This window comes from Bacillus sp. 103mf, assembly GCF_900116295.1.
Lineage (GTDB): Bacteria > Bacillota > Bacilli > Bacillales > Bacillaceae_G > Bacillus_A > Bacillus_A bruguierae.
Map to the genome: position 1 here is coordinate 80,096 of NZ_FPAF01000008.1, position 20,860 is coordinate 100,955.

The window sequence follows — 20,860 nt, forward strand, 5'->3', positions numbered from 1 at the left end:
TCTCCCTTCAAAAATTAGTTACTTTTATGGGTTCGTTTTCATGTTTAACCCAAAAATATTTCTGTAATGAAACCCCAATTACTCCAATGATGATGAGCCCAATACCCACATAAAAATAGAGTTGAATTACTCCAAAAAGGTGAACCAGTGGTCCACTCATAGCTGGAGAAATGATGAGGACTGCATTTGCTAAACTGCTTTGAATCCCAAATACTCTTCCGACCTGTTCTTGATGAGATTCTATTTGCAGAATGACTTGATTGGATACAAGCATAAGTCCACTTCCAATACCAGCGATAAAACTAATCAGATAGCCAAAAATAAGGGATGTACCGGGACTTACCAGACTTATCAGACTAATCCCACCAAAACCAATTCCCATTAACGCAACGCCCCCACATACTACCCAACCATATTGAAAATGTTTTAATTTTTGAGTTAAGAATGCACCAAGTATTCCCCCAATACCAATAATAGAAATGATATATCCCATTTTACTCTTATCATTTGGGAACAAACTCTTAAATAAAGTAGGGAACTGCGAGTCTACTAATTGTAATACTGCCATAGCTATTGTAAAGAAAATCATGGTTGATAATATCATCCGATTGGATAATACATAACTCCAACCTTGTAACCAAGCAGTCCAAGTACTTTGCTGTTGCTTTTCTATATATTCTCTTGACAGAGATTCCTTAAACCTTATTGTGGGCAATAAAACCAAAGCAGCTAGTAAACAACACATTGCCCTTATTACAAGACAAAACTCTGGCTGAAACCAGCTCAGTAACATTCCCCCTATAAGCGGACCCACTATCTTGGTTCCTTGCTCAACTATACCGTTGATACTTACCGCTTTGGTAAGCAAATCGGGAGAAACAATTTGTCGTGTTAGTGTTTGCTGTGCAGGATAATAGAAAACGGTAAAAATGGATCGAATCATTAATGCTAACAAAAGCCAATGAATATTTTGGACAAATAAAAGAACAATTGTTAATAGACCAACCATAAGATTACTAAACATCATAATTGGAATTTTTCTAAAGCGATCAGCAATCACACCTGCCCATGAACTAAATAAAATTCCAGGAAGTGCATACGCAACAGGAATCAATCCAATCATGGTGGGGTCTACTTCCCATTCAAAACCAACAATAGTCATAATGGCTAACATGTCAATAAATACTCCGAGCATAATCAGTGAATACGCAGAGAAAACTTGTAAATAAATTGTATTTCCCCATAGACTTTTTGAGTCGGTAGTTTTCATAAAAACGAGCTCCTTAAGTTTACTAAAATGGATACTTTTGCGTACATGGGACCCTTTTATTGGACATAATTAGTCACTCTAAATATTTTTATCTAAACTTTAATATAATTCTCTTTGATTTTCATATGCCACAAGATACACCTTTACTCAATGAAAATAATGATTTAATAGTTCTATAATTTTATATTTACAGTAGTTTGAAGATCCAATCCACACCCCCTTTTCAGAATTATCTATATTTTACACCTAACATACTATCACACAAAATTTCCTCCTACTATCTTCATAAAGTTGAAATAATAAAATTAGAAAATTTAGACAAAAAACACCTACAAAATTTTTGATAATAACTATTTATCAATGTTTTTCCATAGGATTTTAGTTTAGAGATTCATATCTTTCTACAAAAAAATTTGATAATTCAAACATCAAGTAGTATACTACTTAAAAAGCTATAGGAGAGATTGCTTATGTTTAGAATAGATTGTTCTTTCCAACTTCATCATCATACATAAAGCCTTGTATCCGAAGAATTTTTTCTTCGTGGGTACAGGGTTATTCCTGTTTACCCACGAAGCGACTATAAAGCTATGTGGGTATTTTCATACCCGCATAGCTTTTTTTATTTCAAAAAGGAGTGATAAACATGAACTTGCAAAATGTAAAAGGAACAAAAGACTATTTACCGGAAGAACAAACACTGCGTAATACAATTAAACGGATTTGTGAAGAAACATTCGAAGCTTATGGCTGCAAACCATTAGAAACACCTATTTTGAACATGTATGATTTGATGGCTTATAAATACGGAGGAGGATCTGAAATTTTAAAGGAGATGTACACGCTTCAAGATCAAGGGAATCGTGAGCTTGCACTGCGTTATGATTTAACTATTCCCTTTGCAAAGGTTGTTGCTATGAATCCAGAAATCCGCCTTCCTTTTAAACGTTATGAAATTGGGAAAGTATTTCGAAACGGCCCAATTAAGCAAGGGAGATTTCGAGAATTCGTACAGTGTGATGTAGATATTGTTGGCGTTGAATCCGTCTTAGCAGAAGCAGAATTAATGGTAATGGCTCTTGATATTTTTAACAAATTGAACTTAGACGTAACCATTCAATATAATAATCGAAAACTATTAATAGGATTGTTACAAGCGATTCAAATCCCTGAATCACAGGTACAAGATGTTATTTTATCTGTAGATAAACTTGAGAAAATCGGCATTGACGGTGTAAGAAATGATTTAATAAATCGAGAGATACAAAGTGAAACGATTGATATATTATGTAAGACGTTAGAAACATGTATATCTATGCCACTTTCTGAATTTAATAAAGCGTTCCCTAATCCTCTTGTTAAAGAAGGAGTTACTGAACTTCAAGAACTTAGGCAATACTTAATTGCACTTGGAATACAATCTAATACAATGTTTTCTCCTTTTCTTGCACGAGGGCTCACAATGTATACCGGAACGATTTATGAAATTTTTTTAACCGATGGCAGTATTACTTCTAGCATTGGTAGTGGTGGGCGCTACGATCACATTATTGGCGCATTTCGAAATGATAATAAATCTTATCCGACAGTTGGAATCTCATTTGGTTTAGACGTCATTTATACTGCTCTTATCCAAAAAGAATGTGCCTCCTCTTCTGTCGATATCTTTATCATTCCACTCGGAACACAGGCAAAGTGTTTAAAAATCGCTCACACATTGCGAACAAATGAAAATTTAAAGATAGAGCTTGAACTAGCAAATCGTAAACTAAAACGAGCTCTTAACTATGCAAACAAAGAAAACATTCCATATGTACTTATTATTGGTGAAGAAGAAATAAATAACGATGTAGCTGTTTTACGAAATATGAAGGAAGGAACAGAACAAACGATTCCTCTTGCTTGTATTGAAAATGGAACTTTCAAACAATATTTATGTCGTTAATTGAATCCTCCCGCACATACTTGATTTTTTTATGTATTTGTTGCAACTAATAATAAAAGGAGAAACGTACACATCTGCTACGTTTCTCCTTTTATTACATAGGGGCTATATATAAGATAAAATTTAATTTTGCATTCATTTTTTATTAAAGCTTATTCAAAAATTGATTTAAATCTTGCTTTGTTTTCGTCGTTAACGTCTTTAGCTTCTTTAAATCTTGTTTTTGTTTTCCCATTTCAACAAGGAGTGGATATAAATTTTGCTCAATTGTTTTATAATCGGTTGCATGCTGCGCCTCAACTTCTTTCTCAACTACATCCCATTTATCAGTAAGTTGCTTGCCAAGTTTATTTACAGCTTCTTGTTTTGGAGTTGCTTTCAATTGCTTATCCACTTCTTCTATTAACTGTACAACTTCTTTTACTCCACTCTTCATACTAGCATTTTGCTTTGCATTTGTTGATTTTGTTTCAGTTGTTCCGTTTTTCTCATTTTTTGTTTGTTCTGCATTCGTTGATTTCGTTTCAGTTTTCCCATCTGCGCTTGTTGTTTTTGAATCCTTTTCCTCATTTTTACCCGTATTTGTCTGTTCTGCACTTGTTGTTTTCGCTTCTTCTTGATTGTTTGTTTGTTCCTTTTTACTTTGATTTGCTTGTTCTTTTTCTGTTGAGGTACCGCAAGCTGTAATGGAGAGCATCGCTCCAATTGCCAAAGAAGCAATCGATATTTTTTTCAATTTCATAATAAGCCTCCTAATATTACAATTTCACCTCCCAAATAGTTTTCTATATACTTCCAAAAATCCCTTTTTATTATTTATTGAAAATACAAATTTCTCAATAAAATCCTCCAGTCGAATGAATAACCTGTCCCGTCACCCATGCCGCTTCTTCACTTGCTAAAAAAGCAATTAACTGAGCTGCATCCTTTGGCTCACCAATTCTTCCTGCTGGAAATCTTGTTACAAGATGCTGTTTCACCTCTTCATTCATTGCCCCTGTATTCGTTGGTCCTGGATTAACCGCATTTACTGTGATTCCTTTTTTGGCAGCAGCTGGTGCAATCGAAGTCGTAAATGTTTCGATTGCACCTTTTGTTACGGCATATGCAAGTTCATCTGGCATCGGCCTTAATGATTGTCCCGACGTAAGGTTAATAATTCTTCCGCCTTTTTCTTTTGTAAAGTGCTTCATAAATAGTGCACTTAACAAAATCGGTGCTCTTACATTCACCGTATAATGCGAATCTAACTCTTCCACATCGATTGACTCATAATTTGTATTTATAGAATATGCAGCATTATTTACTAAAATTGTTGGCTCTCCGAAACGTTCTGATACCATATATAACAAACGGTTCGGTGCATAAGACTGCGCCAAATTAATCTCAGCCATATCACAACGTACGCCAAAACTTTCAACTTCTTCTTTTAATAAAAACGGCTCATCTCTTTTCATTCCCCAAGACATCGCTTTATCATAGCGAGGCCAATAAGTAAAAAAGATATCTATTCCTTTCTGAGCCAATTCTTTGCAAACTGTTGCTCCAATACCATGTAACCTTGTTGCACCTGTGACTATTGCAATTTTCCCCATAGCGACTTCTCCCCTTCATACAATAAATCCTCTGTATAGTAACAGAGGATTTACGATTTATTTAATATTTGCTAGGATACGTTCAGCACCAAGTTGTAAACTACGAGACACGATAACATTTACAATAGTAAAAATAACTAGGATACTTAAAAACATACCCCACATTCCAACTCCTAATGAGAAAAATAATGCACATACTCCGCCTACAGTAATACCAACTAACAATATATTCGCAAGAAAATTCCAAAGTGTAGTATAACGACCTTTAAACATTTTTTGTTCAGAATCCCAATGAATATCAGCTGTTTGCGCATCCCAGCGTGTGCCAATTAAATTGTTTAACCATAACCCATTTGCACAAAGCAAGAACCAAAGTAAAGTAAATACTGGTGACACACCGCCTACAATGATAAGCACAAGACCAAAGATCGCTAAAATAGTGGTATTAATGAGCCAAGCTGTAAATACTTTCGCAAAGAAAATGCCTTCTGCCTTAACAGGCAAATAGCGATTGATAAACCAAGTCCGACCTTCTCTCGAAAAAGATGTTGTCGCAATAACATTGGATCCCATTAAAAACATACCTGCACAAAAAGCAAGACCAAGCGCAAGAGCTGTTGTTTCACTATCTTTTATAAATTTATTTAACCAAGCTAAATTCCCGTCTTGTACAAAAATAATAAAGAAAAACATAATTGGCATCACAAAAGTATGCACAATACAATTAATGAAAAATTGTGGCGTGCGAGTTAAAATACGAAACTCTTTTTTCACATATGCTTTCCAATGTGAATTTTGCACAGTAGCTTTATTAAAATTCTCGGCAGAAATCACTTCTTTTTTCGCAGTACTATTTGAAATTCCAATAACCCCTTTTAAATATGTACGCTCTGCAACATAGAAAAACAATACATAAAATGCAAACGAAATCGCAGCGAAAAGAAGTAAATATAAAAATCCTTTCCACGAAGCACTTTCTGTTAACGCCATTGCCCCAAAGTATGTCGTCGGAAAATAGTTTGTCATTTCTACTAGAAATGAAGATTGATTATTTGTAAGAAAGTCTGCTGCTGTTTTCCCAGAAGCAGCACTTCTATTTTTCCATTGGATAAATATATTAATGCCGACAATTAGCAATAAAGTAAATAAACCCATTAGCATATTACTTCGATCTTTATTTTTTGCGATATTTGTATAACGCATAATGATTGTCATAAGAAGCGAAGCGAGAACTAACGGAATAATCGGGAAAAATAAGTAAACAATTAAAAAGTAAACATAATATGTAATAAAAGCACCACTTTGTAATCCATACACAATGAAGATTGGAAATAAGATAAACGAAGCCATCACATATTGTGTAATTAAAACAGTAATAAACTTCGCTGTAATAATGTGGGCTGGCTTAAGTGGTAGTGGTAATAACATTTCAACGTCATCGCTATAATAAAAGACTGTTAAAATTGTCGTAATACTAAACAAAAATACCCATATACTTCCAATCGCTAATCCCATACCAATTAGTAAGTTTTCCTGGTCAACTTGTTTTAATACGCCATACATACCATTCGCAAGTGGACCTATAAATAAAAATCCAACAAACAAAAGACCCAATAATGAAAGTAAAGATACAACACGCTTCTTCTTATCAGTTAACATATCAGCATAGTTCATTCTTAATAATATTTTTGTTAACATCCAGATTTTATTCATTTTCTGTCATCTCCAAGAACATTTTTTCAAGAGATTCATTTGATTCAAAATGTTCTCGTATTTCTGCTAAATTCCCTTGAAATTGAAGTGTTCCTTTATTAATAATCGCAACTCGATCACATAATTTTTCAGCAACTTCTAACACATGCGTCGAAAAGAACACCGTTTTCCCTTTATCAGCATGTTCACGCATCATCTGTTTTAATATAAATGCCGATTTTGGATCTAATCCGGTCATTGGCTCGTCTAAAATCCAGACATCTGGATCATGCAAAAGAACTCCAATAATAATAATTTTTTGGCGCATTCCATGTGAATAACTTTGAATTTGATCAGACAATGCTTCGTACAAACTAAAACGTTCTGCTAGTGTTCGGATCTTTTCCTGACGCACGTCTTTCGGAACATCATACATATCCGCCATAAAATTTAAATATTCAATCCCTTTTAAGCGTAAAAACATATCAGGACTGTCAGGAACATACCCAAATAACTTTTTCGCTTCAAGCGGCTCTTTCGTAATATCTTTTCCATTTACAGAAATCGTCCCGCTATCAACAGAGTGAATACCTGTTATCATCTTAATTGTCGTTGATTTCCCTGCACCATTTGGACCTAAAAAACCAAATATCTCTCCGCTCGCGACTGTTAAATTCAAATCTTTTACCGCAAATTTGCTACCATTATAGCTCTTTGACACATTAACAATTTCAATCATCCATATCCAGCCCTTCTCTTATTTTCCAATAATTACATTTTAATTATAACATAGTACGTTTCTGTATTTTATAATCTTTTAGAATTATCAAACACAAAAGAATCTTCTTTGTGACTTAACCTATAAATTTGCATAAAAGCACATACTTGAAGTTCAAATGCTGTACCAAAATAATCAATAACTTAATGAAAAAAATTAGATATACCGATTGAATACTGGAATGCAATCATAGAAAATGATTCCTCTTATGATGTATATTCTTTTATGGTGTAAAAACAACTAAAATATTTTGCCGTCCATCTTGCAAATCCAGAATTCCCAACATAGAAAACGTATATATTTTTCATAATATTAAACAAGCTCAATTCAAAACTTTCCGTCCGCGTAAAAGATGCAAGCCAGATAGTTTATGTTTACCTAATGAAGAGTGGACCCAGCAAATCGTTGAATATATTAATCTAAACTATCACGAACAACTTACCTTAAATAAGCTAGCAAATATATACCACGGAAGTCCCTACCATTTGCAACGTACACTTAAAAAAGTAAAAGGAATTAGTCCACTTGCATACATTCAACAAGTACGTATTACTAAAGCCATGTTTTACCTTGTAACCTCAAACAAAAATATAATAGATATCGGAATAGACATAGGGATACCAAATCCAACTTATTTCATAACATTTTTTAAAAAGAAAACAGGTTTAACACCAACTGATTATCGAAAAAAAACAACTGATGAAGAAATCCAAACATTAGATTAAACTCAAAACAATTTTAAGAAAGCAGCTCCTTATATAATCTAAAAGGAAGCATAAGTTTGCATTTTATGCAATGTTATGCTTCTTTTCACATTCTTTTTCTTTATCCCACATTATCAAATAGTAATACCTCTTCACTTTCTACTATCCTATGTTTCCTTATCCATAAAAATATATATACGAAGCTACCCCAACTGCTAAAACAACCCCTAAAAGAAGATAAATGATTGAAAGTCTTGCAATATTTCCTTTCGTTGAAGTTCCATAATTTTCTTCTTCACTTTTTCCTACCATTATTGTCACGATAACTGTCACTACTACTATGATTAATACCCCTAATATCCATGCTAACATTTCTACCTCTCCTCCCTTCATTTCCAATTTTACGTTATTTATACTATTTATAACGTGGATATCTTTGTAATTATTTTAACAATTTTCAAACTAATTTTAAAATAAAGAAAAGCACTCAAAAAAAAGGACAATTCCCTCCAGCCGAAAAGTAACCGTATATAATCTAAACAAAGGTCCAGTGCATATCCCAAGCACTGGACCTTTGTTTAATATTAGAATTAAAGAAAGACGGTTTTATGTCGATTTTTTAATTTGTATTTATACAGTGTCGTTCTTCGGATAATGGAAGATTAAAAAATTACAAGTTAACCATTTCATAACCATTTACAAAGTACTCTATTGTTTCTAACTCATATTCGTTTAATTCTCTATCAAGTTCTTGTTTATACGCTGTTTTTATTTTTTCTGTATCGCCTTTATGTGTTTCCGTGTAGGTACCTACTGTTTTCAGCAAACGAATCTCTTGCAAAAATTCATTTCTATCAATTGCTTTCCCGTGTGAAAGAATATAAGTCTCAGCATCAAATTTCTCTAATTCTTGTATTAATTCAAACGTTCGTTTCGTTGTATAGTTCCACTTCGAAGAAAAAATATCTGCATAGATACAATCTCCTAAAAACAATATCTTTTCTTCTTTAATATAAATGACAACGGAGTCATGTGAATGGTTCCCTCCTACATGCTTTAACACACATGTCACATCACCAAGGTCTAATTCAAGTTGTTTCTGAAACGTTAATGACGGTAAGACAATTTGAATATTTCTTGGCTGTTCACTGAATTCTTTTTTTATACAAGTAGCACAAAATTCAATTTCTGTACCTTCTTTTACTCGTGCATCCAAGGCCTCATCTGTCCATTCATAAGAAACGAGTGTATTCATCTCTTTTTTTGTTTCACTATGTGCGATAGACAAAGCATTTTTTAATACAGGTAATCCAAAAATATGATCCCAATGCCAGTGTGTTAATGCAACGAAATCAGGATTTGAGATGTTCTGTTCGTTTAGCATTTCTAAAAACAAATGTGCATGTGCTTCTGAATTACCTGCATCTATCATCAAAGTCTTTTCTTTTCCAACTACCATTCCTAAGATAGGTCTATCTGTTTCAGAAACAGGTGTCATATACCAAAATGAATCTCCTATTTTTTTTATTTGCTGCATAACTATTGCCTCCATTTATAACTGTATAAGAATTGCCAGCCAAGAAATTTCTTGGCCTTGTATTTTGATTACTAGTAAACGAATACATCAAAAATAAAGTGAAACTTCCATCCGTGGGGGTTTTCTTCATCCCCCACGGATGGAAAGCCCGCCCAATTGGGCGGGCTTTTACGGGCAGTTATCCCCACCTATCTTCTTTAGAAAAGCGAAAGCGGCTCGCTCAGAAGCGCAGGACATTGGAGTCCCTGACAAAGAGGCATTTTTTGCCTGGTCGGAGGGGCGAAACGACCGGAGATTCTAGCCGCTAGAGCTGGACAATGAAGAAAAGTGGAAGTGGCTCGTCCAGAATGTGAGGGGGATGGAGCTTCTGACGTAGAGGTGTATTTTGCCTCGTAGGAAGAAGCGAAGCCACCGAACATTCTAGCCACTGGAACTGGACAATATTCTCTCTAAATCTTGAGGTGGGGGTCTTACTGCCCACGAATAGCGGGATAAAATCATTCTTCATATTTTTTTATCTATTGCAATACAAATACTAATGATAATTTTGCCGTTGGACAAAATTTGACGCTTACAAAGAAAATAAAAAAATAGAGATTCTAAAAAATAATCGTATGACTCTTTAAACTCTCTACCTTCTATTTTATTTTTCTTCTAACAATAAAGCACGCAAAGCGTCTAACTGTTCTTTCGTAAGTCCAATTCCTTTTTCAGCATATTGCTCCGCAGAACCATATACGTTGTGAATTTCATCAAATGCCGCTTGTAAATATTCAACCTTCGCTTCAAACATTGCACTTAAAATTGCAATACTTGCTTCATCTTTAAGCCGCGCTCCTAAAAAAGCCATCATTTTCTCATTCAACTGTTCACGAAATCCATTACTCAGTAAATAATCTTGCATGACTGTCTCTTCTGGCACACCTAGTAACAGTAATAATAAAGCGGATGCAAAGCCAGTTCGATCTTTTCCTGCTGTACAATGGTTCAAAAGCGGTAAGTTGTTTGCGTCTTGTATAAGTTCTAAAAATGTCACAAATGCCTCATTACCAGTTACAAAATCCCTGTTCATCTTCACTAAATATTCTCCTGGCTTGCCAAGCATTGATAAATCTCCTAAATGGAAAAATTCATTGATATTTAAGTCTTTTGCTAAATCTTGCATAACTGGTAAAGAAACTTGACGAACATCTTGTATTTCTGGATTTGGTTTATGTTGCACTTCGAAATCTGTACGATAATCGCAAACAACTTTCAAGCCTAAATTATGTATATAACGAATATCTTCTTCTGTTAATCCTGCTAATTCTTCAGAGCGGTACAATTTCCCCCATTTCACCACACGGCCATCTTTTGTTGCATACCCACCTAAATCACGAAAGTTAAATGCACCTTGCAGCGGTAAGCGGCGCTCTGCTACTGTAATACGCTCTCCTTCGTTCGTAACTAATCGAAAATAAACTCGCATAGCTGGATTCGGATCTTCGATTGTAATGGAAGAAGCATCTGTTACAACCGTTAATAATTGTCCATTTTCTTCAATATTCTCTGAGGATGTACTCCAATAAACACGCACTGATTCTTCTGCACTGCCCCAGTTTATAGATAAAGTGTTAGCGTTTTCTCGCTCTACTGTCACATCTAAGCCTGTTCGTTTCATGTTCGTTTTCATTTTTTCACCTATCACTTTCTCTATCGTTTCTACCCCCTATTGTATACCACATTATGTAACGCGTCTTACATATTTCATGACATTTTGCAATCAATTTATAAATACAGAGAAAATATTTCTTGTATATCTGTAAAAGATGTACAAGGTATTCCTCGAAATACATAGGCAATTTGTTCATTCCCCAAATCTTGATATACAACTGTACCTCTTTGCGGGTGCACATAGTATTCACAGTTTCCAATCTTTTGTGGGGAACTATAATTTCTTATCCATGAGGATACAGGGTGATAGCTATAATTAGTATGCCGACATGCCCATAGTGTATATAACTGCTCTTTTGCATCCCAATATACATACTGCGTTTCGTTGTCACCAAAACCAACAGACTCTAATTCCCATGAACAGGGAACTAGAAGCGGTAATGATACAAACTCCTTTTCTTTAGGAGAACTCCATGCAAAGCAACGACTGATTTCGCCTCCGCCCTTTTCTATATGAGCCTGAAAACTTAAACGATGAAATGGTAATTTCATTTGTTGTTTTGCTTTCTCTAATTCAAGTGGCTGTAAACCATATAAAAATTCCTCCATCTGATGCTGCTCAATAACTCCATCATCAATAGAAATTTCAATTTGTGTTTTCCACTTAGAAGTGACGTAACTATCGCACCCTTTATAATTTATACCACGCCAATATGTAAGTTTATTATATTGAAAACACTCGCCCTGTGCGTGAGACAAACAACTGTCTGGAAAAGTCGGTTCCATAATATCCAGAAAAAACTGTTTCACGCGAAACATTCCTGTAGGAGTAATCACCTGAAACCAAAGCGTTTCCCACTTTTCACTCTCCTGCCGCTGTGATATGTGCTCTACATGCCAGTCTGGAAATAAAACTTCCGGATATAACGGAACCATTCTTTTAAATACTTGTTTTATCATCAAATTCCCCCTTGAGTTATTTCTTCAATAATTCGAGAGGGATCTTCATTTACCCTTTTCTGATCACTCTTGTGTATTTCTCTATCTTCCCTAACTGTATACAGTTGTTGTTAGAAAACACTCGTTTCATGGCATCGTTCATTTCGTCAGTACTCCCCACATAATATGAAGCACCGATTTCTTTTAAAATGTATAACGCTTTTTCATGAAGCATTGTCCCGTATCGTTTTCCACGCATATTCGGGACAATACCAAGATAAAACAATCTCCCTTCTTCTACCGTACCTGGCTCAATATGGGGCAAAATAACCCCTACTGGATTTTCTCCTTGAAAAGCGACTAAGCAATGTTCGTTCCATCTGCCGCCAATTTCTGTTTGAAAAGCATATAATAATTGGTCTATAGATAATGTTTCTTTCGTATTTAAAGAATCCTGCATAGATTCCAGCCAAATTGTTTTAAATGCGTCTTCGCCTACTTCATCTATTGTTTTCAGCGTAAACGGAACTTCCACCTCTGTAACATCAGATAAATCTTTCAGTACCATCACACAACTTTTTTGATGCTGAAATTGTAAATACTGAAACATCTCTTCATAATGTGTATAATTTGGACTTTTGGGTGAAACAACAAAATGTAAATGTAAAACTCCTTTATCCGTTGCTTTTTCTATCCAATATTGCACTACCTCTGTCACTTGTTCCTTTGTATAGGAAACTGAATTATTTTCTTCAATGGTAATATAATGAGGCTCTCCCACTAATATTTTAAAATCCCGTTCCATATTAACAAATTGATTCATTCTTTAACCTCTTTCTACACAATTTTTAAAATAACATGTTTTCTATCGCATGAGCAGGAGTTCTTACATATATGTAGAATACTATGAAGTTAGGATTTACTCCATACGAAACATACTTACAATTTGTACGTATGAAATATAAATAAAGAAACAGGTGTCTATATGGGATATATCGAAGAAATGCGTAGTTTAGTTGGAAATCGGCCACTCATTTTAGTAGGTTCACATGTGATTCTATTAAACAAAAATAATGAAGTACTCCTTCAACTTCGCAGTGATTACAATTGCTGGGGCATAATTGGAGGTGCGCTTGAATGTGGTGAAACGTTAGAAGAGGCTGCTAAACGAGAAGTCTATGAAGAAACAGGGTTAATCGTGAAACATTTAGAACCACTTCAAACCTTTTCTGGGAAAGAATTTTTTAATATTTATCCAAATGGAGATCAAGTATACGGTGTTCTCGTTACATACATTTGTCGTGATTTTGAAGGAACATTACGTATCGATCACGTTGAATCAAAAGATTTGCGATTCTTTCCCATCCACGATCTCCCTCCAAATATTGGATCAGTACATAAATTAGTTTTAGACACATTCCTAGAAAAATTTTGTTAAATACTATTGTTGATTTGAGCTATAAAACAAGGGAATCCCTATTTACGGAGTTCCCTTGTTTTATTAAAGCCCACTTTAGTTATTAGATTAACTCTTTTAACCGTTTTATTGCAGAGTGAACTGTAAGTCTATGATAGGAAACTAATCAATTGGTTGTTTTTCACATTAACACTCAATCCGTTTTTTTATTTCCGCTAAATTCACCTTAGCAATTTCCCTTGCCCGCTCTGCTCCTTTTTCTATTGCTTCTTGAAGTAAATGCGGTTCATTCATATACATTTCATATTTCTTCCTTGGCTCTTCTCATATGAGAGGGCTTTTTACTTTATTCATTAAGTCTCGTGAAAAAGCTTCTTCTAAGTATCTAAATGCAGCAACCTCTTCTTTTTTCATTTCTCTTACATAAATTGATTCCTCACGTGTCAATGGTTCTAATAATACCAATCCTGACATGTTTCTATACTCTCTTCTAAAATTCATTTTATCTTTCTCGCTAGGAAGTTTACGAAATAGTCCAACAGGAACAGGTGTTAAAAATTTATTATTTTCATCAATAAAATTAATATCTATGTTGTCATCAATTTCCCGAATGTGAAACAAGAAATTTTTATCTTGCTGAGATACTTGCACTAAATACGATGTTATCTTTTGCTCATCAATTAGTGTCCATTCCAATAAAATCAGCCTCTTAAGTTGATGGGCATGGGGGATACCCCTACCTTTAGAATTCTTTTCTGCTATACTTAATCAAAGATGGAAAAAAATGAAGGAGAGATGTAATGAAGCAACTTATCATTTTTGTCATATGTTCTGTATGCTTAATTTTAACCTACATACCCTTTAAAAATAAAAAACGTTAAACATTTACTTACATAGTATCTTGTATCAAAAATCGAACTATTTTAAAAAAAGAGTCTAGATCCAGACTCTTTTTTCGTGCTTACTTATGGTAAATTAGTCATTTTCACTATGTTTTAAATTGTGTTGTATTAAATCTCTTAGCGTTGTTAAAATCACTTATTTCCATGTCGAAAATTTCTGCTATACAACGAAAACGAAGAAGAATTGAGGGCTATGATACTGATATACGCTATGAATTTAATGTAAGCTATAAGGAAATGATTGAGGCAGGAGTTGATCAAAAAATTGCAAGAAAGGTATTAGTGGATGCTTATAAATATTTTGATAGTTTAGGAGGTTTTATAAAAGAATGATAGACTTATCTAAAATTCCTGATTTAATAAAAAATAACCCAGCAAGTGATATTGAAATTCAAGAATTAGAAGATCTGATGAAAATGGAATTTCCTAATGCATATAAGGATTTATTGAGATACACGAATGGTTTTTCAATTGGTGGAGGTTTAACTATTTATGGTACTGAGGATATTCTAGAACGAAATGAGACTTGGGAAGTAACTGAATATGCAAGTGGGTATGTTTCTATCGGTGATGATGGTAGTGGTAATGTTTTTTTAATGTTGCAAAGTGCAGATGTAAAAGAATTATTGGTTGTTGATTCTGATGATATGGATCCCAATCACGCTACTGTAATTACCTTAGATTTTAGTGATTGGGTAAATGCAGGGTGTTTAAATGGAAAAATGCAGAAGATAGCAGTGGAATTTCCTGATACGTGTAATATAGTGTTAGTAGAAACTCCTAATGGAGGATTAAAAAACTTAGTAAAAATAAAAAGTGTATTAGCACTTGACATTTCAACAGGGGATTTATTAAAAGGTTCGAAAAATCTTCCTTTTATATTAGTGAAGGAATTCCCATATGGTAAGGCAAAAAAATTAATTGAAAAATTAGGACCTGTTGATGTAGCCCTAAGTGCAGTACCTACTGATATAAATAATTAGTATTAAATATAAGGTAACACTGGCGGTATTGTAAGTAATGAAGGTGAAGTGGATCTTCCTCGTAACATTTTAATAGATTTAAAAAACAAGCCGTCCACCTAAAAATGAGCGGTTTCTTTATTATCTAATCCAACTTACGTGCCACTCATCAAGATACCATATTTAATAAAGATATAGCATCTAATTTTATTTAGATTCTAGTATTTTTACGAGTCTAATAAACCAATATAGAAATATAAGTGGAACGATATAAAATATAGTATCCCTTATAAAACTTATTATCACCATAGTCCAGTCAATTCCAAAAAAATAATGTTTATACCAAAGGACTTTAACCAAAATACAAACATAATAACTCCCAAAATACTACTCACTATCTTTTTCAAAATTCTTCCTCCTTTATTCTTATACTATAATACAAGAAAAGTTAAATTAAATTAACAAAATTTACCTTTTAAAAAATACATTTTATTTCACTTCAAAATCTAAGGGGATGACGTTACTATGAAAAAGTTTGCTATGTTAAGTGCAGCGTGTGTATTGGCAACAAGTTTTTAGCTAGTTCTTGAATCCATCTTTCCTCGCCTTTACTTCCCATTCAAGACCTAATCCTTTCATTCACATCATTAGAGTATCTCTCTACCGCACCAGAGAGTGGCACACAAGTCCCCTCCTATTAAACTAGCAAATTCACGTCTTGTACCTTTATCTCGTTGACTCTTTCCCATACTTAAATCTCCATTCTATAAAAGGATTATTTTGTTGACTTTTAATCATGCATACAACCAAAGGTAAACCATGATACAATGTTTTAAATTACATAAATTTACTTTTATCCCAAAAGGAGGGTGAAAAATAAATAAATGGATCATCGCTATCATATATGCTTCTCTTTTAACAACATTGTGTTATTTATCAATTAAAACTTTACTTTCACTTGTCTTGGATGCCACTACATTCCCAATTCTTCAGATTTTTGTTGGTATATTAGGATTAATATTTGGTGTGTGGATATTAACATCTGGAATAAAAAAACATATTTCTTTTGCTACCGAAGATGAAAAGGAGCGCCGAAAACTCAAAAACTTGTTTTCTATAATCTCAGTTTTATCTTGCTATACTACAATTATGTTATTTTTTATCTAATTCATCTTACAATTTATACATATACTAATTCTGTTTCATTTGAATAAACCTCAATGTTCCGTTAACACTGTAGATACCTTAGTCTCCACTTCCCTTGAGGCTGAGCAGATAGCGAAGGTTATCTGCTCTTTTTTCAAAACAAATTAGCTATATTTACTAATGCTATTTCTCGAAAAATCATGTTAAAGTTGCATAGCATAGGTTTTTACATGTCAGCATTGCATTTTAGGTCTCATATATTAACGAGACGTCTTTTTTAGCGCAAATACGCACCTTTAAATTAGACAAATTTACCAATATATTTTTTTGAAAATTCATGTTAAATTTACTCAGTCGAGCACGCCATTACTTGACACATTACCCGTAGAAGTCCCGTATACCCCAGGACTTCTTTTTTTAAACATTCCTGAGTTAATCAACAAAAAATTATGTTTCCTTCAAAGGTATAGCATTTTACTGGTTTAATTTCCCCAATATAAGTTTTCAAGATGCGGATGTCCAATTGGTTTAATTCCTGTTAACATAACTTTTTTATTCACAACTATTCCTCCTTTTACATATAAAAAAGCCCCTCAATCCTAAAAAAGACGAGGGACTCCCGGGGTACCACCTTTATTAGCTACAATTACATAGCTCTCTTTATGATTTGAATAACGTCGAAACAACCGTCAAAGCCTACTCAATTCAGCTTGCATCTCCAGAGCCCATTCCATATTTTTCCCTTTTGTTTTAACCTATAATGCTCACTTTTGTACAGGTCATAAACGCCCTCCACACATAAATGAAACAAATCAATTGGCTGTTTTTTACATTAACACCCAATCCGTTTTTTTATTTCCGCTAAATTCACCTTAGCAATTTCCCTTGCCCGCTCTGCTCCTTTTTCTATTGCTTCTTGAAGTAAATGCGGTTCATTCATATACATTTCATATTTCTTCCTTGGCTCTTCTAACTCACGATTAATGACACAAAATAGCTCTTTTTTTACATCCCCCCAGCCAATTCCTGTTGCATATTTCTCTTTCATTATTGCGACTTCCTCAGCTGTCGCAAATTCTTTATACAACATAAATAATGTTTCAAGTTCTTTCGGTTCACTTGGTAAGGAAGAATCTGTTTTCATTTTGAAAATAAGTTTTTTCAGCTTTTCTGGTTCTTCAAATAATGGAATGACATTTCCATAGCTTTTACTCATTTTTCGTCCATCGAGACCTGGTACAATTGCTCCTTCTTCTTGAATGATATACTCTGGCAATATAAAGATTTCCCCAAATGCGTTATTAAAATACGAAGCAATATCTCTCGCAATTTCTACATGCTGAATTTGATCTTTCCCAACTGGAACATAGTTTGATTGAAATAATAGAATATCGGCAGCCATTAAAATAGGATACGTATATAGTCCCATGTTTACACCAGTATCTACATCTACTCCTGCTTCTATATTTTGATCAACCTTTGCTTTGTAAGCATGAGCGCGGTTCATTAATCCTTTCGGAGTAAGGCAAGCTAAAATCCAGTATAATTCTAAAATTTCTGGTACATCTGATTGACGATAAAAGATTACATGCTCATCTAAGCCTAATGATAACCATGTTGCGGCTACTTCTTTCGTATATTCACGAAACTTCTTGGGATCTTGCAGCGCATTCAATGCGTGATAATCGGCAATAAAATATAATGCCTCTCCTTCTTTTTGTTTAGAAAGCTGCAGGGCTGGTTTAATTGCCCCAATATAGTTTCCAAGATGTGGATGTCCAGTTGGTTTAATTCCTGTTAACATAACTTTTTTATTCATAACTTCTCCTCCTTTACCATATAAAAAAGCCCCTCAATCCTAAAAAGGACGAGGGACTCCCGCGGTACCACCTTTATTAGCTACAATTTCATAGCTCTCTTTATAATTCGAATAACGTCGAAACAACCGTCAAAGCCTACTCAGTTCGGCTTGCAGCTCCAGAGCCCATTCTATATTTTTCCCTTACTGATTTTCACCAACCATCAGCTCTCTATGAAGTTCCAAATATGTACTCTTCTCTATCATCGCTTTTTCTTTTATTTTCCCCTCATTATACCACAATATTTTTTTAGATAAAAGGGAACTTTCTGTCTTATTAAGCAGGAATTTTCCTTTTTTTAGCTAATTATATATAAGTTCACGGAAAAGATTCATTCAACTACGGAGGATTTATTATGGTAAAATACATTTCAATTCTGGGATCAACTGGTTCGATTGGGACGTCAGCTCTAGATGTAGTTTCTGCTCACCCAGAACATTTTCAAATTATTGGTTTAACTGCAAATGAAAATATTGATATGCTAGAACAACAAATCCAAACATTTCAGCCGCGTATTGTAAGCGTAAGTACGAAAGAATTAGCAGATACACTACGCTCACGAATTTCTACTAGAGTAAAGGTTGTATACGGAGAAGATGGCTTGATTGAAGTTGCTACACACCCCGATAGTAATCTTGTCTTAACTTCCGTCGTTGGTGTAGCAGGACTGCTTCCAACAATTGAGGCCTTAAAAGCGAAAAAAGACATTGCGATTGCGAATAAAGAAACATTAGTGGCAGCAGGTCATATTGTTACAGAATTAGCAAAGAAAAATGATTGTCGCCTTATTCCAGTAGATAGTGAGCATTCTGCTATTTTCCAATGCTTAAATGGTGAAAACAATAAAGAAATTGAAAAGTTAATTGTAACAGCGTCTGGCGGTGCATTTAGAGATAAAACACGTGAAGAAATGAAACTTCTCAAAGCGAAAGATGCACTAAAACATCCAAACTGGCTCATGGGAGCAAAATTAACAATTGACTCTGCAACATTACTAAATAAAGGATTTGAAGTAATGGAAGCACGTTGGTTATTTGACGTTCCCTATGAAAAAATTGATGTTATGATTCATAAAGAAAGCATTATTCACTCTCTTGTAGAGTTTGTAGATGGCTCTATTATGGCCCAGCTTGGGGCACCTGATATGCGTATGCCGATTCAATATGCATTCCACTATCCATCGCGTTTAGCATCTTCTTTTAAAAAATTAAATTTATTAGAAATTGGCAGCTTGCATTTTGAAAAACCTAATTTAGAGAAATTCCCTTGCCTTCACTATGCTTATGAATCTGGGAAAATTGGTGGGACAACTCCGGCTGTATTAAATGCTGCTAATGAAATTGCGAATGCTTTATATTTACAAGATAAAATTTCATTTTTTGACATTGAAAAAACAATCTATTCTGCATTAGAAGCTCATCATAATGTTGCGAATCCTTCATTAGAAGAAGTATTAGCAGCTGATCAATGGGCACGTCAATATGCTAATCAATTACTTGTAAAAATGTAAAAATACTGATACGAAAGAAGGAGAATATAAAATTCTCCCTCTTTTCATAAAAGGAGACCTTCACTTGATTCGAAAATTATCTCCTTCTTCTATTGAAGAAGCTGCGGAAATTTTAGAAGTTCAAATTCCCGCATATAAAATTGAAGCACAGTACATTCAAAACGATTCAATTCCTCGATTATATGACACGATTGTTGATATTCAAAATTGTAATGAAATCTTTTATGGATACTTCATTGATAATACGTTAGCTGGATTTATTTCGTTTCTATATGAGGATGCTGTTGTTGATATTCATCGTCTCGTTGTTTCCCCTACATATTTTCATAGAGGAATTGCAACAGCACTATTGCAACACCTATTTCAACTACATGAAGAAACAACAAACTATATTGTACAAACCGGTAAGAAAAATACGCCTGCACTTTCTTTATATAAGAAACATAATTTTATAGAAACAAAAGAAATTACATTACCAGACGGTCTCGTTCTTGTGCAGTTAACAAAGCTAAAATAAATTGATTAACTTGGATAAATATGTTAATTTAATTTATATAACCTTTCGCTTAATCCAAATTTCGGAACGGGGAAACCACTTCTGTGGCATTTGCCACTTGGGGCGAATCTTTTTTTTAGTAGGGATACTCTCACATTCCGAGTCCGACAGCTAACCTCGTAAGCGTATTGAGAGAGGAAGGTGCTTTTTACTTATGCTACAAAGCGTTCCTCCTTAACTCTAACAATATGTTTTTTATTTACTACAAGTATATTGTTAGATAAAAGGAGATGATTTTCATGTTACGTATATCTGACCATGAAAAGAAAACAATGGAGCAAAGAGAAAAATTAGAACAACACCGTCCGTATTATACAATAAAAACAGCAAGTTGCATTCAACATAAATATTTTATGCAACATATTGTTCAGTATAGAAAGTAAGAAAATAGCGGA

The 20,860-nt window shown here is 34.1% G+C and carries 19 protein-coding genes, 2 pseudogenes, 1 riboswitch and 1 other annotated feature; of the genes and pseudogenes, 8 read left to right on the plus strand and 13 right to left on the minus strand.

Going from position 1 to position 20,860, the window contains the following annotated elements; translation table 11 throughout:
• Positions 1-7: 7 nt before the first annotated feature.
• The gene (locus BM350_RS17385) at positions 8-1,270 is read right to left on the minus strand and encodes an MFS transporter (protein WP_090917031.1); all 1,263 of its coding nucleotides are present in this window, start codon (positions 1,268-1,270) and stop codon (positions 8-10) included.
• A 646-nt stretch (positions 1,271-1,916) separates the two neighbouring features.
• Here BM350_RS17385 and BM350_RS17390 point away from each other — a divergent pair.
• Positions 1,917-3,215 (plus strand): histidine--tRNA ligase, encoded by a 1,299-nt coding sequence (locus BM350_RS17390; protein WP_090917029.1) that lies wholly within the window; start codon positions 1,917-1,919, stop codon positions 3,213-3,215.
• Between the two features lie 145 nt (positions 3,216-3,360).
• Here BM350_RS17390 and BM350_RS17395 read toward each other — a convergent pair whose 3' ends face one another.
• From BM350_RS17395 to BM350_RS17410, 4 genes are all read right to left on the minus strand, one after another.
• Positions 3,361-3,957 carry a hypothetical protein gene (locus BM350_RS17395; protein ID WP_090917027.1) on the minus strand — a complete coding sequence of 199 codons (597 nt, stop codon included), beginning with the start codon at positions 3,955-3,957 and terminating at the stop codon, positions 3,361-3,363.
• 94 nt (positions 3,958-4,051) lie between these two features.
• Positions 4,052-4,810, minus strand: a complete 759-nt coding sequence (locus BM350_RS17400; protein WP_090917024.1) for an SDR family oxidoreductase — start codon at positions 4,808-4,810, stop codon at positions 4,052-4,054.
• 57 nt (positions 4,811-4,867) lie between these two features.
• Complete coding sequence (locus BM350_RS17405; RefSeq protein ID WP_090917022.1) at positions 4,868-6,523, minus strand: putative ABC transporter permease subunit; 1,656 nt, start codon at positions 6,521-6,523, stop codon at positions 4,868-4,870.
• A complete protein-coding gene (locus BM350_RS17410) occupies positions 6,516-7,241 on the minus strand; it encodes an ABC transporter ATP-binding protein (protein WP_090917020.1) in 726 nt (241 codons plus the stop codon). The genes BM350_RS17405 and BM350_RS17410 overlap by 8 nt, the downstream gene beginning before the upstream one ends.
• 201 nt (positions 7,242-7,442) lie before the next feature.
• Between BM350_RS17410 and BM350_RS17415 the strand changes: the two are divergent.
• A pseudogene (locus tag BM350_RS17415) lies at positions 7,443-8,005 on the plus strand (Ada metal-binding domain-containing protein).
• Positions 8,006-8,161: 156 nt separating this feature from the next.
• Here the strand turns inward: BM350_RS17415 and BM350_RS17420 are convergent.
• The 5 genes from BM350_RS17420 to BM350_RS17445 all read right to left on the minus strand — a co-directional run bounded on the left by BM350_RS17420 (position 8,162) and on the right by BM350_RS17445 (position 12,936).
• Positions 8,162-8,356 (minus strand): hypothetical protein, encoded by a 195-nt coding sequence (locus tag BM350_RS17420; protein ID WP_090917018.1) that lies wholly within the window; start codon positions 8,354-8,356, stop codon positions 8,162-8,164.
• A gap of 298 nt (positions 8,357-8,654) precedes the next feature.
• The gene (locus BM350_RS17425) at positions 8,655-9,521 is read right to left on the minus strand and encodes an MBL fold metallo-hydrolase (protein ID WP_090917016.1); all 867 of its coding nucleotides are present in this window, start codon (positions 9,519-9,521) and stop codon (positions 8,655-8,657) included.
• A gap of 643 nt (positions 9,522-10,164) precedes the next feature.
• On the minus strand, positions 10,165-11,193 hold the full coding sequence (locus BM350_RS17435) for a tyrosine-protein phosphatase (protein ID WP_090917137.1): 1,029 nt from the start codon (positions 11,191-11,193) through the stop codon (positions 10,165-10,167).
• 95 nt (positions 11,194-11,288) lie between these two features.
• The gene (locus BM350_RS17440) at positions 11,289-12,134 is read right to left on the minus strand and encodes a hypothetical protein (protein ID WP_090917014.1); all 846 of its coding nucleotides are present in this window, start codon (positions 12,132-12,134) and stop codon (positions 11,289-11,291) included.
• 49 nt (positions 12,135-12,183) lie between these two features.
• Positions 12,184-12,936: a GNAT family N-acetyltransferase gene (locus tag BM350_RS17445; protein WP_090917012.1), complete on the minus strand. Its 753-nt coding sequence runs from the start codon at positions 12,934-12,936 to the stop codon at positions 12,184-12,186.
• 162 nt (positions 12,937-13,098) lie between these two features.
• On the opposite strand from BM350_RS17445, the gene BM350_RS17450 reads away from it, so the two are divergent.
• Entirely contained in the window at positions 13,099-13,551 is a 453-nt protein-coding gene (locus tag BM350_RS17450; protein WP_090917010.1) for an NUDIX hydrolase, read from the plus strand.
• A gap of 165 nt (positions 13,552-13,716) precedes the next feature.
• Here BM350_RS17450 and BM350_RS26345 read toward each other — a convergent pair.
• Both BM350_RS26345 and BM350_RS17455 read right to left on the minus strand, forming a co-directional pair.
• Positions 13,717-13,848 (minus strand): annotated as a pseudogene (locus BM350_RS26345) (tryptophan--tRNA ligase); the annotation flags it as partial.
• Positions 13,849-13,854: 6 nt separating this feature from the next.
• Positions 13,855-14,226, minus strand: coding sequence for a hypothetical protein (locus BM350_RS17455; protein ID WP_090920705.1), 372 nt, complete (start codon positions 14,224-14,226; stop codon positions 13,855-13,857).
• A gap of 350 nt (positions 14,227-14,576) precedes the next feature.
• Between BM350_RS17455 and BM350_RS17460 the strand changes: the two genes are divergently transcribed.
• The gene (locus BM350_RS17460; protein ID WP_090920702.1) at positions 14,577-14,765 is read left to right on the plus strand and encodes a hypothetical protein; all 189 of its coding nucleotides are present in this window, start codon (positions 14,577-14,579) and stop codon (positions 14,763-14,765) included.
• Positions 14,762-15,415 carry an SMI1/KNR4 family protein gene (locus tag BM350_RS17465; protein WP_090920699.1) on the plus strand — a complete coding sequence of 218 codons (654 nt, stop codon included), beginning with the start codon at positions 14,762-14,764 and terminating at the stop codon, positions 15,413-15,415. The genes BM350_RS17460 and BM350_RS17465 overlap by 4 nt, the downstream gene beginning before the upstream one ends.
• Before the next feature lie 1,957 nt (positions 15,416-17,372).
• Here the strand turns inward: BM350_RS17465 and BM350_RS17480 are convergent.
• Entirely contained in the window at positions 17,373-18,359 is a 987-nt protein-coding gene (locus BM350_RS17480) for a tryptophan--tRNA ligase (protein ID WP_090948286.1), read from the minus strand.
• A 41-nt stretch (positions 18,360-18,400) separates the two neighbouring features.
• Positions 18,401-18,614 (minus strand) — a binding site (T-box leader).
• Between the two features lie 140 nt (positions 18,615-18,754).
• Between BM350_RS17480 and BM350_RS17485 the strand changes: the two genes are divergently transcribed.
• From BM350_RS17485 to BM350_RS27020, 3 genes are all read left to right on the plus strand, one after another.
• The gene (locus BM350_RS17485) at positions 18,755-19,909 is read left to right on the plus strand and encodes a 1-deoxy-D-xylulose-5-phosphate reductoisomerase (protein ID WP_090917282.1); all 1,155 of its coding nucleotides are present in this window, start codon (positions 18,755-18,757) and stop codon (positions 19,907-19,909) included.
• A gap of 64 nt (positions 19,910-19,973) precedes the next feature.
• Positions 19,974-20,426 carry a GNAT family N-acetyltransferase gene (locus BM350_RS17490; protein WP_090917284.1) on the plus strand — a complete coding sequence of 151 codons (453 nt, stop codon included), beginning with the start codon at positions 19,974-19,976 and terminating at the stop codon, positions 20,424-20,426.
• A 36-nt stretch (positions 20,427-20,462) separates the two neighbouring features.
• Positions 20,463-20,607, plus strand: a riboswitch (cyclic di-AMP (ydaO/yuaA leader).
• Positions 20,608-20,704: 97 nt separating this feature from the next.
• Positions 20,705-20,848, plus strand: a complete 144-nt coding sequence (locus BM350_RS27020) for a hypothetical protein (RefSeq protein WP_090917286.1) — start codon at positions 20,705-20,707, stop codon at positions 20,846-20,848.
• Positions 20,849-20,860 lie beyond the last annotated feature (12 nt).